17 protein-coding genes are annotated in these 14,268 nt (G+C 65.5%); 3 read left to right on the top strand and 14 right to left on the bottom strand.

Annotated elements, in window-relative coordinates; genetic code table 11:
* Positions 1–6: 6 nt before the first annotated feature.
* The 12 genes from AB0J47_RS16500 to AB0J47_RS16445 form a co-directional block, all read right to left on the bottom strand.
* Positions 7–339, bottom strand: a complete 333-nt coding sequence (locus tag AB0J47_RS16500) for a PE family protein (RefSeq protein WP_364346150.1) — start codon at positions 337–339, stop codon at positions 7–9.
* Positions 340–364: 25 nt separating this feature from the next.
* Positions 365–1,648: a hypothetical protein gene (locus AB0J47_RS16495; RefSeq protein WP_364346149.1), complete on the bottom strand. Its 1,284-nt coding sequence runs from the start codon at positions 1,646–1,648 to the stop codon at positions 365–367.
* Between the two features lie 2 nt (positions 1,649–1,650).
* Positions 1,651–1,962, bottom strand: a complete 312-nt coding sequence (locus tag AB0J47_RS16490) for a type VII secretion target (protein WP_364346148.1) — start codon at positions 1,960–1,962, stop codon at positions 1,651–1,653.
* Between the two features lie 138 nt (positions 1,963–2,100).
* Complete coding sequence (locus AB0J47_RS16485; protein WP_364346146.1) at positions 2,101–2,400, bottom strand: YbaB/EbfC family nucleoid-associated protein; 300 nt, start codon at positions 2,398–2,400, stop codon at positions 2,101–2,103.
* A gap of 27 nt (positions 2,401–2,427) precedes the next feature.
* Positions 2,428–2,769 (bottom strand): hypothetical protein, encoded by a 342-nt coding sequence (locus AB0J47_RS16480; RefSeq protein WP_364346144.1) that lies wholly within the window; start codon positions 2,767–2,769, stop codon positions 2,428–2,430.
* A gap of 12 nt (positions 2,770–2,781) precedes the next feature.
* The gene (locus AB0J47_RS16475) at positions 2,782–3,567 is read right to left on the bottom strand and encodes an ESX secretion-associated protein EspG (RefSeq protein ID WP_364346142.1); all 786 of its coding nucleotides are present in this window, start codon (positions 3,565–3,567) and stop codon (positions 2,782–2,784) included.
* Complete coding sequence (locus tag AB0J47_RS16470; RefSeq protein WP_364346140.1) at positions 3,564–5,378, bottom strand: hypothetical protein; 1,815 nt, start codon at positions 5,376–5,378, stop codon at positions 3,564–3,566. Before AB0J47_RS16470 ends, AB0J47_RS16475 begins: the two co-directional genes overlap by 4 nt.
* 143 nt (positions 5,379–5,521) lie before the next feature.
* Positions 5,522–6,046 carry a hypothetical protein gene (locus tag AB0J47_RS16465; RefSeq protein ID WP_364346138.1) on the bottom strand — a complete coding sequence of 175 codons (525 nt, stop codon included), beginning with the start codon at positions 6,044–6,046 and terminating at the stop codon, positions 5,522–5,524.
* Positions 6,047–6,060: 14 nt separating this feature from the next.
* Complete coding sequence (locus tag AB0J47_RS16460; protein ID WP_364346136.1) at positions 6,061–6,282, bottom strand: hypothetical protein; 222 nt, start codon at positions 6,280–6,282, stop codon at positions 6,061–6,063.
* A 140-nt stretch (positions 6,283–6,422) separates the two neighbouring features.
* The gene (locus AB0J47_RS16455; RefSeq protein WP_364346134.1) at positions 6,423–6,608 is read right to left on the bottom strand and encodes a hypothetical protein; all 186 of its coding nucleotides are present in this window, start codon (positions 6,606–6,608) and stop codon (positions 6,423–6,425) included.
* A gap of 169 nt (positions 6,609–6,777) precedes the next feature.
* Positions 6,778–6,990, bottom strand: a complete 213-nt coding sequence (locus AB0J47_RS16450) for a hypothetical protein (RefSeq protein ID WP_364346132.1) — start codon at positions 6,988–6,990, stop codon at positions 6,778–6,780.
* 24 nt (positions 6,991–7,014) lie between these two features.
* Positions 7,015–8,322, bottom strand: a complete 1,308-nt coding sequence (locus AB0J47_RS16445) for a hypothetical protein (protein ID WP_364346130.1) — start codon at positions 8,320–8,322, stop codon at positions 7,015–7,017.
* 330 nt (positions 8,323–8,652) lie between these two features.
* Here AB0J47_RS16445 and AB0J47_RS16440 point away from each other — a divergent pair, with 330 nt between their 5' ends.
* Entirely contained in the window at positions 8,653–10,089 is a 1,437-nt protein-coding gene (locus AB0J47_RS16440) for an MFS transporter (protein WP_364346128.1), read from the top strand.
* Positions 10,061–10,726 carry a response regulator transcription factor gene (locus AB0J47_RS16435; RefSeq protein WP_364346126.1) on the top strand — a complete coding sequence of 222 codons (666 nt, stop codon included), beginning with the start codon at positions 10,061–10,063 and terminating at the stop codon, positions 10,724–10,726. The genes AB0J47_RS16440 and AB0J47_RS16435 overlap by 29 nt, the downstream gene beginning before the upstream one ends.
* Here the strand turns inward: AB0J47_RS16435 and AB0J47_RS16430 are convergent.
* Positions 10,723–12,333 carry a hypothetical protein gene (locus AB0J47_RS16430; RefSeq protein WP_364346124.1) on the bottom strand — a complete coding sequence of 537 codons (1,611 nt, stop codon included), beginning with the start codon at positions 12,331–12,333 and terminating at the stop codon, positions 10,723–10,725. The two genes, AB0J47_RS16435 and AB0J47_RS16430, sit on opposite strands and share 4 nt — an antisense overlap.
* 257 nt (positions 12,334–12,590) lie before the next feature.
* On the opposite strand from AB0J47_RS16430, the gene AB0J47_RS16425 reads away from it, so the two are divergent.
* The gene (locus tag AB0J47_RS16425; RefSeq protein ID WP_364346122.1) at positions 12,591–13,487 is read left to right on the top strand and encodes an SAM-dependent methyltransferase; all 897 of its coding nucleotides are present in this window, start codon (positions 12,591–12,593) and stop codon (positions 13,485–13,487) included.
* Between the two features lie 19 nt (positions 13,488–13,506).
* Here AB0J47_RS16425 and AB0J47_RS16420 read toward each other — a convergent pair whose 3' ends face one another.
* Positions 13,507–14,160 carry a hypothetical protein gene (locus AB0J47_RS16420; protein ID WP_364346120.1) on the bottom strand — a complete coding sequence of 218 codons (654 nt, stop codon included), beginning with the start codon at positions 14,158–14,160 and terminating at the stop codon, positions 13,507–13,509.
* Between the last annotated feature and the right edge of the window lie 108 nt (positions 14,161–14,268).

Genomic DNA, 14,268 nt, shown 5'->3' with positions numbered 1-14,268 from the left:
GTGGGCTCAGGCGGCGCCGGGGACGCCGAAGTCGGCGACATTGTCGTTTTCGGCGCGACCGAACTGCGCTGCCTGCGCGCGCAAGGTCGCTGCCAGTTTGCGCAATTCCACGATTCCGGCGGTCGCGCTCTGCCCGTAGGAGGCTGCGACATCGTTCATCGTCTGCGCCGCTCGCCCCGAAACCTCGTCGGCAGCGGCCGGCGGCACCGTCAATGCGGGCGAGCCCTCGCGCAGTTCCGCTTCCAGTCGGGCAGCGAGTCCCTCGAGCCGGGCGGCCGCATCCCGGGCCGCCGCCGGATCGAACATGACTCCATCGAAATCTGCACCGCCGCTTGCCATCGCAACCTCCTGAATGACGAAACCCTTATAGGGTGAGTTCCTTATCCGGTGGTGGCTCCGAGATCTGTTCGGCCGCGCCGACCACCGGCAGCGAGACCCCCTCGATCGGTCCGACGACCGCTTCACCGTGTTCGGCATTGACCAGGAAGCTGGGCATATCGCCGCCCGCATCCCCCGCCCCGCGCGCACCTGCCGCGCCCGCCGCACCGTAGGGCATCACGCCCGGGTTGCCCGGCGCGCCGGTGGCGCCACGCACCGCGGCCGCGGGTTCGGCTGCCGCGGAACCGGTCCCGCCGGCATTGAAGCCCGGCATACCGGTGAGTCCGGCGGTGCGCGGTCCGCTCCACGGGCTCAATGGTGTCGATATCGGAGCCGCGCCGATGCCGCCGATAGCGGGATCACCGCCGCCTGCGCCACCACCCGTGGCGTCGTGCTCGGCCTTCTGCGTGGCCTCGCGGTCCTGCTGTTCCTCAGCGATGGCGTCGGCCTGACGTTTCTGAGCCTGCGTCGCGTTCTGCGTCGCGACCTGGGTGAGCGTCTGCGCGCCGGTCTGCGCCATGGTCATCAGCGGGTTGAGCAGCTGCATCACCTGCTGCATCGAATCGACGCCCTTGGGCGCGTTGGTGACCTTGACCTTCTTGCCCACCGCGGTCATATTCGCCGAATGCGCCGTCATTTCGACCCGCGTCTTGGTCACCACCGCGATGCCCTCGGTGATCGCCTCCACCGTCGCCGCCGCGATAAATGCTTGTCCACCACCGGTTGCCAGCCACGGCGTCGCCGCGGCCACGGTGGCCATGTACTTGGCGATGACCGAGGCCATCAGCGCGCCGCCAGTCGCCACCGAGGTCGCGCCGCCGGCGAGCGACGCCTTCTCCTGCGCGCTCTGCGTGGCCAGCTCGGCGCCGTTTTCCGCAGCTTGTCCGGACTTGTTCGCCGCCTGCATCGCGGCCAAGCCCTGCCACAGCGACATCACGGTCTGCAGCGCTTGCGTCCCGAGTTGAATCGCGGTCTGCGCGGCCTGCGCGGTATCGGAGAGCACCTTGGTCGGATCGGGACCGCCGCCCGCGGGCGCGCCGAGATTTCCGGTGCCGAAGCCGCTCGCCATATCGGTGAGCGGCCTGGCCAGTGCGGCCAGATCGATGACCGGCAGCGGCGGCAGTTCGGGCAGCGGTGGCAGCCCGGAGATTTCAGGAAGTGGGCCGAGGCCCATATCGTTCAGGATGTCGTTGACCGGTCGATCGATCAGCGGCGCAAGCGCACTGCCGCGCAGCAGATCCACGATCGACGGGTCGAGCGGCGCAGTCATTGCTAAACGCCGGCGGCGCAGAATTCGGTGCCGGATGCCGCCTCCGCTGCCTCGTAGGCGGCGGCCCCCTGGTGCGCGGTCAGCGCGGTACCGGCGTGCACACCGGCCAATTCGAACATCGAACTCACGTGATTGGACTGCGCGTAGGCGAAGGCCATCAGAAAGTCCTGGCCGATCAAGCCGAATACCGGCGCGGCCGCCGCCACCGTTGCCACCTGGTCGAACGCACCTGCCGTCGCGACACCGGTCGCCATGGCCACTGCAGCGTCCCCATACGCCCGAATCGCATCAGGCGTTGCTATGAGTTCGCTCATCGTGATCCCCCATCCCGTAATGGAATTGACCGACTCTTCATAGAACCTGTCAATCGAACTGCAAAACCCGAAAGCAAATTTGCACAAACTCAAGGTTCTTGACAAAAGTTCTACGGGGACAGCGTGAACGTCGGGTGTCTACTCGGCAACTTCCTCATTGAAGGCAGTGACCAATTCGCTACGTCGCTCGAATGCCTGCCGCACCGCGGCGGCCGCGGTCGCCACCAGGGTCGACTCGAATTCCGCTGGCGTCATCCGCGAAACTGCTTGGGAGAACCGCAGATCCAGCAACGTACCGTTGCCGTCGACCTCCACCGTGACCGAACCGTCCTGCGCGGTCTCGCGGCCGCGCACCCCGGCCATATCGTCGGTCAGATCCCGGATCCGATACAGCCGCCGCTGCACGCTGGCCATCAGTTCGTCCATGGTCTCGTACACGATGAAAACTCCTCTCGGACAACGGGACTACACCTGGCGCAACCAACTGTCCGGCTCGGTCTCGTACTCCTGCTCCTCGGCTAATTCCTGGCGCGCAACATCTTCGGCAGTCGGCAACCCGGTCAGCGCCAACATCTCCGCCGGCACCCCCGCCGCCGCCAACTCCGCCCGACGCGCCATTCCGGCCCGATTGGCCGCCTGCCTGCACAATCGCAACACCTCGGCCGCCAATGCTTGCGGATCGCCCTTCAACTCGGCGGGATCGACCGAAATACCTAGTGGCAGACCCTGTTCCGTGGTGCGCACCGCGATCGCGCCGCTGCGCGAGGTCGCGGTCCATTCGGGAATTCCCGGTTGTGTTTCGTCCATGGCGGCCACCTTTCAGACTCGCTCGTCCTTGATCGCACGGACCACCTCGGCGACTCGCGAATTGATCATCGCGGTGAGGTGTTTCGCATCGATGGCACGCGCCACCGGAGGATTCCGATCGTCGATCGCATAGCGGCCGTCGTCGCGAATGTCGCGCCACTGCAGCCGATGTCGAGTGATCCCGCGTGGACCGAAACGCGACATCCCCTGGATCACATCGATCGTCCCGGAACAGGATGTCGGTAGTGCCAAGAATTCCGCGGAGCGATCGGCGATCGAATCGTCGAAGGAATCGTGCACGACCGATCGGCCGAGCGAGTAATCCAGGCCGTCGCCCGCGTCCTGGGTGGACAGCACCGCGGTGGCGCGGCGTCCCGACTCGACCTCCGGCAGCGCTCGCACGATCGCACCGGCGAGATCGACCGCATCGCATTCGGCAACCGTGAAACCACCGGAATGCCAGTATGTTTCGCCGGGCAGCTCGGAGAAGACATAGCCGCGGTCCCCCCGGCGAACACCGTGCAGCCGAACCGGCACGTCCGGCTTCCACGGCTCCGCCGGGTCGTAGCCTTCCGCGACGATGCGCAGGTCAGGGAAGGCCAGCACATCCAGCACATCGTCGAACGACCGATCTCCGGAGTGCCGCAGCCGCACCAGCGCATCCTGTTGTTCCCGGACATAATCCTCGTTCACCCAGGTGCGACAGGTGTACACGAATGGTTCCGGCAGGTAGTCCTGCTTCAACGCCTCCCACTGGACGATGAATTCCAGGTCGGTGAACTTCCAGGTGCGATTCATTGCTCAACAATGGGTTTGACGACGACCGGCGCGTCGCCGAGCGCCTCTTCGATGTGCTCGACCGAATCCAGATACGCGGCCCGCTTATGTTCCTTGTTCTGACCACCGGCACCGTGGCCCGCGGGTCCCATACCACCGGGCGAACCCGGCTGGCCGGTGCTCGCGATGCCCGCGCGGCTCGCCGTCGCGGCCCCGGCCATCTCGGCAGCCGCCGCCCGCGGAAAAAGCTTCGAATTCTGCAGGCTATTGGGTGAAAGATTCGCTCCCGCGCCGCTACCCGCACCGCCTGCGCCACCACCCTTGCCTGCGCCGCTACCGCCGCCTGCCTTGAGCGCGTCCTTACCCAACGCCGAGAGCGCGGAAGGCAGGCCGGCGAGGCCTGCCGACTGCATATCCTTGGCCGCCGCGGCCTGCGCTTGTTGGGCCGCCGCCTGTGCGGCCTGGTCCATTGCCTGCTTCACGCCATCCATGCCCTGCTGCGCGGACTGACTGGCTTGTTGGGCCGCTTGCTGCGCGGCTTGTTGGGCCGCCTGTTGCTGTGCGGCCTCGCGCTGCGCGGCCTCGCGCTCGGCCTGCTGACGCTGCTGCTCGGCCTGCTGACGCTGCTGTTCGGCCTGCTGGCGTTGCTCGGCCGCGGTCTTTTGGGCCTGCTGGGTCGCCCTGCGCTGATCGGCGAGCGCCTGCTGAGCTTCCTTTGATTGGGCGGCCGAGGTCCCACCTTTTCCGCTGCCGGTCCCGCCGGTGCCACCACCGGGTCCGGTCTGCTGGGTCTGGTTGGGCGACGGCGTCGGCGCGGTCGGCTGCACCACCGGGCTCACCGGCTGAACCATGAGCGGAATCGCATTGCTCGATGCCGCGAGTCCGGGTACGTACCAGTCGTTGAAGATCCGCTTGGCCTTGTCGACTTCATCACGCGCGTACTGGGTGCCGACCGTGTCCGGCGGGATATTGGGGGTATTCGCCTGCACCGCCCACAGCCAGCCCGAGGTGTTCAGCAGGTTGCTGGCGACCGTGCGCATGCCCTCGACCATGTTCTGCACACCGGACACATAAGCCTGGACTGCGCCACCCGCCTTCACGGCGGCGTCACTGTTCCAATCATCCGAGGTCTGCATCGCAGTCATCTGGTTGCCCAGATTCGCGGCCGGTCCCGTCACATGCTCGGCCATATCGCTCCAGACGCCGGAGGCGTCGGAGGTGTGCCCCATCCCGTTGATCAACGATTGGTGCCAGGAGTAGGCGGTCGGGTAATCCAGGACACTCGCCGGCTCCGGACGAACCGGTTCGGTATCGCGGCCGTCCTTCTCGTTGGCGTATTGCTTCAGGTCGGCCGGTGGTCCGCCGTATTTATCGGTTCGGCCGGTCTTCCCGCCCCAATCCGGGATCTTGGTGGTGCCGTCGGCGGGCAGACTCCAACTTCCGTGGCGTTCGGCGGAGCGGGCATTCCTGAGCCGATCGAATCCGGAGGTATTGGCCTCCTCGGCGGCGGTGTACAGCTTGCCCGCGGTAATGAACTGCTGTGCCAGGTCTTTGAGAATGGTCTTGTGGCTCTTGACCCTGTCGTTCAGATCGCGGCCCGCGCGCTGGAACTTTCCCTGCAGCGCGATGCCGGAGGGGAGATTCCCGAATCCATCGACCTTCTCGACGAAGTGGGTCCAACCCTCGATGGTGTCGAAGACGTCATACAGATCGATCGCGTACTTGGCCAGGGTTTGCAGACTCTTCTGCTTGACCGTCAGATTCTGTGAATCCTTGCCGATATCGTCCCCGGAGAGCTGCCACGGATTGGGCTTGTCATCTGTCGGCGCCATTGGTCAACTCCTGTCCTGCTCGGCGCTGCGTCGACGCGCGGTGTGCGCCCCCTCGCGTCGCCCCTCATCCGCGCACATATGACACCGATCATCCCATGAGCTGCGTGAACGCTCGGTGACCTCGTCGTGAATCATGCTGGTGCTCATGAGCTCTCCGGTTGTCCTGGGACGCCGTAGTCGGTGGAACCGTCACCGACGGGGCCTGTCGGATCCGGCTTGTGGGTTTCACCGAGTTCGGGTTCCGTGGCGGGTTCGTCCGGTGGTTTCTCGACTTCGAACCAGACGCACTTGCCGTCCCGTCGCACATCGACGCCCCGGACGGTAGCCGTCTCCTCCAGCAGCCCGAGGCCGCGTCTGTGGGTGCCGACCTCCAGCGGATCGGCTCGCGTCTCGAACCAGCTCCCATGTCGTTCACGCAGGTCCGTTGCGATGAGGTCGGCCAACGCCTCGATCGGGACCGTCCGCTCCTGCTGCCCGGTCCGTTCCAGTTCGCGCAATCCGGTCCGAAAATCCTGATCCCACAGCGGGTAGACGGTGAGTTCGACTCTTTCGTCGCCGAATCGGCATTCGACGAATTCACCTACGACATTGGTTCGGAAGCCATGCAGTCGGCCGCGGTTGATCCGGGCGCGATGGCGCAGGCCGTGGTCGATATTGTCCTGTGCCACCTCCGGGGGCGAATTCAGGTGGTCGAACGCGGCCAGTGCCCGGCGGGTTGCGGGATCTTGCGCGACTCGACCACGATCGCTACCTCACCCGGAACATGTACGCGCACACGGCGTATCGGCTCGATTGCGTCAGCGAGCCAAGTCGGCATGCGGTTCGATTCGGTCAGCGTGAAGCTCGAATCACCGACGGTCGCGTGCAGCTCGCGATCGCCCGGAATCCCGTTCTCTGCCAGCACAATCCGGACTTCGCCCGCCGGGCTTTCCAACTCCCGCTCGACCAGGTCGGCGAGTTCGAGTCCCGCATCGTCGATCTTGTCGGCGGGCCAGTCGGGCAGTTGCTCGCCGAGCCAGTTCGGTATAGGTCAAATCCGTTACGTCATCGGCGAATCGGGTCTGAATGACCACATTTTTGGCGTTGACGACCACCGCGACGCGTTTGCCCGCCGAATATCCGGTGGCCGTGAGCAGAGCCTGTTTCTCCTGCGCGCGCAATGGATTCGACCCCCGCCCACATCATCTCCATGAGATCGGTGAATTGTCCGATCGAAATGTCGTCCGCCATCGAATCCCTCCTAGCTCACCCCGGTACCCCTACAACCAGCTCGGACTTCGACGTCGGTGGCGTCAGATGCTCTCGAAATCGTCGCGACCCGCTTGATCGGTGCCGGTGAGCGCCACCCCTGCGTCGGTGACGCCTTGCGAATAGCTCTGCAGCGTCTCGATTTGCACGTTCAATATGCTGAGCAGGTTGTCATGCGATGCCTGGTAACCATTTTCGCCACCGGCGAATTCGGGTCCGCGACCGTTGGTCCCCCAACTGCCCCATTCCGGGCGTTCTCCGCATTCAGCCGGGAGACGATCGCCTGGATTTTGCCGCCGACCTCGGCCAGGTCCGCCGACGGTTTGTGCAACCCGGACGGTGTCGCCCGGAAGCCCTCACTCATCTCGAACCCTCCTCTGACCTCGGGCTATAGCGCAACTCGAGCATCGCATGGACGCCTGTCGTCCAAAAGGTGAAATTCCGGCATACTTCCGGTAACCGGCTCGGGTTGCGAAATTCCGGTATGGACTCGATTCGGTTGCGGCGCAAACAATCCGGCTGCGGACAGCTGACGAATCGCGGCTTCGAGATCGGCATCGCGACCGAAGGTGTCCACCAATAGCTCTCGAGTGACCACACCGCACTCTGCGGCAGACAGCAAGTGCGCCACCGCGGTTCGTGTTCGGGTGCCCGGATCCCCCGACACTAACCGGGCCACCGTCTCGATCACGGTGTGCGACTCCCAGATTTCCGGCATCGCCACACCGCACTGCTGCACCGAAGGCGACTCCCCGCAGTACCACCGCTGGCCGTCCCACCAGAAGCAGAACGAGAGCAAGCCGACGGCCGCGCGCGGACTCAGCACCGCATTGGTCACCCAATCCGGGGCTGCCGCATAAAGATTCGGCAGACCGACGCCGCCGTTATAGGCCGCGTTCAAAGCCGGTGCGTCCCAAACTCCGCCCGAAAGCACGGCTCGGCCGCCCGGCAGGGCGTACAGCGTGGAGCCGCTGCTGCCGTTCCCGCCGCTCTCGAACCAGCCGTTCGACGGCACGACGCGCGGTCCGCGGTCGGACGAGACGGCAACGTGCGCCGCCGAAATCATCGCCCATCGGGCCCACAACTGGGGGAACGACGGCAGTTCCGGATCCACCGGGCGCGCGGTCACCCCGTGCGCCCGGTCGACGAGCGCGGCGGCCACGGCACGGCGCGGGCGGCGAGACTGTCGGTCGCGATGACTCATGTAGGCCGCCAACCACACCGGCAGTCGCGGCCGCGGATACGCCGCCACATCGGCGCGATACGCCTCCGGGCGGAAGAGTTGGTCGGCCGGGAACGGCTCGTCGCCGTAGTCGTAGTCGACTTCGATGTCACCATATGCGTTGGCCTGCAACAACAGTCGCCACCATGGCTCGGTACCGGCCGCTGCGACCTCGCCGCGATACTGCCGCACCAATGCGAGCACCGGTTCCGGGACTTCCAGGCGTACCGGCCGATACTCGCCGGTGAATTCGACTCGCGCCGACTCGACGCTCACCGTCAGCGCGAATACCGCGTTCAGACGCTGCCAACCGCGTGGTCCGAGTTCCCCCAACTCGCTCGCGATGCGCGAAACCAGCGTGTCGGCGTACTGGGCGTGGTCGGCGACGGTCCCCGTGCCGCCGATCTGTCCGTCGCGCCCACCCGTCGCCCGACCGCCACCCCGCACGGAATCGCTACGCGATGCTCGAGTCATTGCTCTCGTTCCTGTTCCAACACAATCGATTCACCGGTCAGGTGCTGTTGTTTCGTGTGCGCACCATCGGTGTCTTTTCCGATAGTTGCACGCGGATCGGCCCCAGTATCCCCTTACCGATGGTGACTAGCTAAAGGGATTGTTAAGAATTCGAACCCGCCTCCGACCAGGGCATCTGCGACTGTGACCGCCGAATTATCGAGCACAGAATTCGGCTCCGACTTTTTCCTAAGGGACCGTTAGAACATCGGCGGACCCCTGGCAATGTGCTGTGACTGGGCTCACAGTCGCCTTTGCGGCGGTAGGTGCGGTGCCAGAAGGAGATTCACAATGACTACGACACAACACACGGGCGAGCGTAGGGTCATCGCCAACGTGCTGCGTGGCTCGCTCGGCAATCTCGCCGAGTGGTACGACTGGTATGTCTACGCGGCATTCAGCGTGTACTTCGCGCACAGCTTCTTCCCCAAGGGCGATTCCACCGCACAGCTACTCAATTCGGCCGCCGTCTTCGCGGTGGGCTTCCTGATGCGCCCGATCGGCGGTTGGATGCTCGGCCGCTACGCCGACCGCTTCGGGCGCCGCGCCGCGCTGACCCTCTCGGTGACCGTGATGGCCGCGGGTTCGCTGCTGATCGCGGCCACGCCCGGATACCAGACGATCGGCCTGGCCGCACCGGTGCTGCTGGTGCTTGCGCGCCTGCTGCAGGGACTCTCGCTCGGCGGCGAATACGCTACCAGCGCAACGTATTTGTCCGAGGTGGCCTCGCCGGGTAAGCGCGGGTTCTACTCCAGCTTCCAGTACGTCACACTGGTTGCCGGTCAGCTGGTCGCGCTCGGTGTGCAGATCGTGCTGCAGAACATTCTCAGCGACGCGCAGATGCACAACTGGGGCTGGCGCATTCCGTTCCTGATCGGCGCGGGCGGTGCGCTACTGATCATGTGGTTGCGGCGCAGCATGGACGAATCCGAACAATTCCAGGCCGAATCCGATCGTCCGGCGCGCGGATCGCTGCGAGTATTGCTGCAATATCCGCGCGAATGTCTGATCGTTTGCGGCCTCACCCTCGGCGGCACTGTCGCCTTCTATACGTACACGACGTACATGCAGAAGTTCATGATCAATACCGCGCATATCTCCAAGCCGACCGCGGCCTGGATCAATTTCATCGCGCTGCTGGCTTTCGTGGTGCTGCAGCCGCTGGCCGGGGCACTGTCCGACCGCATCGGCCGACGCACACTGCTCATCTTCTTCGGCATTGCCGGTACCTTGCTGACCGTGCCGATCATGACCGTGCTCGCACATACCCGCAATCCGATCGGCGCATTCGGGCTGATGATGCTGGCTCTGGTGATCATCACCGGCTACACCTCGATCAATGCCATCGTGAAGGCTGAACTCTTCCCGACCCGGATTCGGGCGCTCGGTGTCGGCCTGCCGTACGCGCTGACCGTCGCCATCTTCGGCGGCACCGCGGAGACCATCGCGCTGGCGCTCAAGAAGGCGAATCACGAATCGCTGTACTTCTGGTACGTCGCGATCTGTATCGCGATCTCGTTGACGATCTACTACTTCATGCGCGAGACCTCCAAGAACTCCGCGATCGAGGCGGAGGCGACGGCCGACGCCGAGATGGCCGACCGCTGGCGACTGCTTGCAGGTCGCTCGAAAGGGCCAGCTGAGCATGGCTATCCGCAAACTCCTGCGCGTCGAACCTTCGCTTTGCGAGGATCGGCGCGTGCGGCTTGTGCTGGTGGAAGACGATGACGGAGTCGGTGAAGCGCTGCAGGCCGCGCTCACCGCTCGGGGCTACCTCGTCGACCGCAAGCGGCACGGTGCGGACCTACTACGCACGCACCGCGACTACGACGCGGTGATCCTCGATCTCGGACTACCCGACATGGACGGGCTGGAGGTATTGCGGCGGCTGCGTGAGGTCAGTTCGGTACCCGTGCTGGTCCTCACCGCCCGGGCCGGTGAGCGCACCGTCGTGCTCGCGCTGCGTTCCGGCGCGGACGACTATCTGGTGAAACCGCCGCGCATCGCGGAGCTTGTCGCACGGCTGGAGACGGTCACCCGTCGCGCTGTTATCCATACCTCGCCCGTGGAAGCGGTTGTCTCCCAAGATGTTCTAGTGGACCTGATGGCTCGCCGGGTCGAGGTTGCCGGGGTGCCGATCATGCTCACCCACAAGGAATTCCAGCTGGTTCGGATCCTGGCGGAGCGACCCGATACCGCCGTCAGCAGGCAGGAGCTGATGGACCGCATCTGGGGCGACTCGTCGGCCTCGGTATCGCGCGCGCTCGATGTGCATATGGCCGGATTGCGCGCGAAACTCGACCGGCCCGGTTTGATCACCACCATCCGCGGTTTCGGCTATCGGTGGCGCACCGACGGTTCTTAGCTCTGCACCGAACCGTGCCGCTGCTGGAAGCGCTGCTCGAACTCCGCGGCATAGACCGACGGCGCCACCGATGACGAAGATTCTTCCAGCACACCGTCATCCGCGACATAGAAGATCGCGCGGCCGATCGAGATCTCGCCGGGTTCGGTCGGCACGTACACCATCCAGCCGACGCTGATCCGGTCCGCGCGCAGGTTTTCCAGCGGATAGCCGGTGGTATCCATATTCTGATCCAGAATGAACTGGCGGACCTGGGCGATCGCGGCTTCCCGCGAGATCGGCTCCGGCAAGGTGATCGTCACACCGGCGAGCGTGAGTTGGTAGAGGGCACTGTCGATATCGAAGGTGCCGTCGTCGCCGAAGACCTCGACGAGCGTATCCCGTGTTACCACACCGATTTCCGCGGCCGACACCAGATTCGCCACCGCCGCGCGCTGCCCATCGGTCGGCTGCTCCGCGACCAGGCCCGCGATTACACCGGCCACCGTATCGAAGGTCCAGATGCCGGGCACCGCTTCGCTGAGCCGGTCCGCGGTCGGCGACTCCCCGCGATACCACCGACCGCCGTCCCACCAATAGCAGAACGACAACAACCCACTGGCCGCGCGCGGATTCAACACCGGATTAGCGACCCACTCCGGGGCACCGGCATACAGTGCGGGCATCGACGTCCCGCCGTTGTAGACGGCATCGAGTTCAGGCGCGTTCCACACACCACCGGACAGCACTGCGCGACCACCCGGCAAGGCATACAGGGTCGACCCGCTGCGTTTCGAACCTTCGAACCAGCCGAGCGCGGGCAAAACCCTTGGTCCCCATTGTGATCCGGCGGCGACGAAGGCGGCCGCGATAACCGCCCAGCGGGCTGACATCACCGGAAAGGCCGGAAAGTCCCGCTCGGACGGCACCGGACGCACACCGGTTTCCCGGTCCACCCTGGCCTGTGTGGCCGCGGCGGCGGCCGGACGCGACTGCCGGTCACCGTGGCCGATATAGGCCGCGAGCCAAACCGGCAGGCGCGCACGCGGATACGCCTGCAAATCCACGAGATAGACCTCGGGAAGGAATAGGTGATCGTCCGGGAAGGGCTCGTCACCGTAGTCGTAGTCGACCTCGATCTCGCCGGTACTCGCCAAGTCGATCAACAGCCGCCACCAGGGACCGTCGCTCAATTGAGCCGACAGATGCCGCTGTTCGCGAACCAGTTCGAGCACATCATCGCCCGGCTGGACCCGCGCCTCCCGCTGCTGGTCATCGGCGAAGGTCACCAACCCGACTTCGGTGCTCGTGGTCATCGCGAACACGGCCTCCAGGCGACGCCAGCCCGATGGGCCACCAGCCGCCAACGTGCGGGCGATCCGGTGCATGAGCTGTTTGGCCTGCTCGGCGCCGTCTACCGGTTCGTCGAGGGTGAAGCCGATATCGGGTGCATCCTCTTGCTCGGTGGGGTTGTCGTCGGTGGGGTTGTCGTCGGCTGCCTCGAACGCCTTCATGAACTCGGCCATGAACTCCGTATCGCCGTCCAGTGCCGCCGCGCGCTGCTCGTGATCCGGGATCGACTCTTCATTCGACTTGTCGCCGGGTGCTTGGCCATCAGGTGTGGTCACGTCGCCGCAATCTCCCTCATCCGCGCACCGCGCATCGGAACGCACGCACAGTGCCCGAGCTATTTACCGCCCCTATCCTGGCACAGCGCCGCGACACGCGATTCACGAAAGTCCACGGCTTAACCATCCCTGAGGGAATAGCTGCGCAAACAGCTTCAGCAGTCGCTATGGGCGTTGGACGGGTGCCGATTGCATTCCGCGGCAGGCAGTAATCCGGTGCCGTGATTTCCCGAGGTTCGGCGAGTACGTTGGCGATCATGCGCACCGAGGGAGATAGCTGGGACATCAATACCAGCGTCGGTTCGACTGCGATCTTCGTCGCCGCGGCCCGGGCCCTGGCCGGACGGCGGCCCGGCGCGCTGGCTGTCGATCCGCTCGCAGAGGTCTTCGTGCGCGCCGCCGGCGAAGAGTGGGCGGCGTTGCTGGACGGCGAACTGCCGGACCATCCGCTGTCACAACCCGGATTCGGCCAGGATTTCCAGCAGCATCAGCTCGCCAGGACCAAGTATTTCGACGACTATTTCCGGGCCGCCACGACCGCCGGAGTTCGGCAGGTGGTGATCCTGGCCGCAGGCCTGGATGCCCGCGCGTACCGGCTGTCCTGGCCCGAGGGCACCGTGCTGTTCGAACTCGACCGTCCGCAGGTGCTGGAGTTCAAGCGCGAAGCACTATCAGCCCACGGCGACCAGCCGCACGCCGACCGCCGCGAAGTGCCGGTGGACCTGCGCGCGAACTGGCCGGTGCCCCTGCGCGAGCACGGCTTCGATCCACTGACGCCGACGGCCTGGCTGGCCGAGGGCCTGCTGATCTACCTGCCCGCGGAAGCCCAGAATCGGCTGTTCGAGACCATCGACTCGCTCAGCGCCCCGGGCAGCTGGGTGGCCGTCGAGCAGATGGACCCGCTGCCGGCCGAGGCCGTGGCGGCGATGGCAGCGCACTCCGACGACAACGACCGCGAACGCGCCGAGTGGTTCAGCCTGATCTACAACGATCCACGCACCGACACCGCCGAATGGTTCACCGACCACGACTGGACCGCCGACCGCATCGGACTGCGCGACTACCTGCGTACCCAAGGGCAGCCTGAGCTGAGCACGGACCCGAACGAGGGTCCGTCCGGTCTGATCAGCCTGGTCACCGCCGTTCGCCCCTAGCGGGCCGGCGCGCTGACCATCACTTTCCGTCGGGATGACCGACGGTGGACAGCGCGGTGGTCCAGTCGGCGACGATGGCGTCCTGGGCATCGGTCAGCGCCACCTTGCCCGAGCAGATCAGCGAATGCAGCTGGTTCTCGACGGTGTCCTTCGGGTTGTTGGGTCCGGCACCGGGCTTGTGGCCGGGGGAGGGCGGCTCCACCCACAGGTTGTGCGGATCATTGGGGTCGCCGCCGAGTTCCAGCGAGACCAGGTGGTCGTATTCGGCGTCGTGCAGCGGGCCGGTGTAGCCGTAGGACTTCGCGTTGGCGTCCTTCTCCCGGTTGGTGATGTTGGCCGGCGGGCGGATCGAGGAGGTGTAGCCGCCCGCGCAGATGGTGCTGCCCAACGTATCCGCGGTGACCTTGGGGTTGGTCGCGCCCGGAGTGCACGCCGGATCCGGAAGCGGCTGCCCGCTGGCGGACTTGCCGAAATGGCAGCTGCCCTCGGCCGGTTGGGGCTGCACCGTATAGGTCCCCGACGGGCCCGGACCGGCCGGCACCCGCGCGGCATCGTGCGCGGCGGGCGGATGCGGCACGGCCTGCGAGATCGACTTCGAATTCTGGTGTGAGCAACCGGCTGTCAACAGCGGCACGGACACCAATGACACCAGCAAGAGCTTGCGCGTATTCATGACTTCCTTCGGCAGACCTTCATCTGTACCCAATTGTGCGGTACCGCAGGCGGATTAGCTGGCCCACCTGCGCGAATACACCCCGGACCCAAATATTGGCTGCCACCA

Source organism: Nocardia sp. NPDC049737 (assembly GCF_040674755.1).
Classification (GTDB): domain Bacteria; phylum Actinomycetota; class Actinomycetes; order Mycobacteriales; family Mycobacteriaceae; genus Nocardia.
Note: the sequence above shows the minus strand (reverse complement) of the source record. Positions and strands in the feature narration are given on the sequence as shown.